Raw genomic sequence first — 580 nt, forward strand, 5'->3', positions numbered from 1 at the left:
CTATTCGCGCCAAACCGCTTTGTGTTGGACTGGGTGCGTGATAAGTATCTGAACAGCATTACTCGTTTACTGCAGGAATACTGTGGTAACGACATCCCGAATTTACGCTTTGAAGTGGGCAGTCGCCCAGTTTCTGCGCCTAAGCCTGCACCGACACGTACGCCGGCGGATGTGGCTGCGGAATCTTCAGCGCCTGCGCAGTTGCAAGCACGTAAACCTGTGCACAAAACATGGGATGACGACCCTCAAGCGATTGCAGCGATCAATCACCGCTCAAACATGAACCCAAAACATAAGTTCGACAACTTCGTAGAAGGTAAATCGAACCAACTGGGTTTGGCTGCGGCGCGTCAGGTATCGGATAACCCAGGAGCAGCCTACAACCCACTGTTCCTTTACGGTGGTACTGGTCTAGGTAAAACTCACTTGCTTCACGCTGTGGGTAACGCGATTGTGGATAACAACCCGAACGCGAAAGTGGTGTACATGCACTCTGAGCGTTTCGTGCAAGACATGGTAAAAGCACTGCAAAACAATGCGATTGAAGAGTTCAAACGCTACTACCGCAGTGTGGATGCAC

The 580-nt window shown here is 51.0% G+C and carries 1 protein-coding gene; it reads left to right on the forward strand.

Annotated elements, in window-relative coordinates; all coding sequences use genetic code 11:
- On the forward strand, positions 1–580 hold a 580-nt coding region (locus R7Z49_RS26530; RefSeq protein WP_318112643.1), incomplete at both ends, for a DnaA ATPase domain-containing protein.

The sequence above is a fragment of the Vibrio sp. 1562 genome (assembly GCF_033340155.1).
GTDB classification, from domain to species: domain Bacteria; phylum Pseudomonadota; class Gammaproteobacteria; order Enterobacterales; family Vibrionaceae; genus Vibrio; species Vibrio alginolyticus.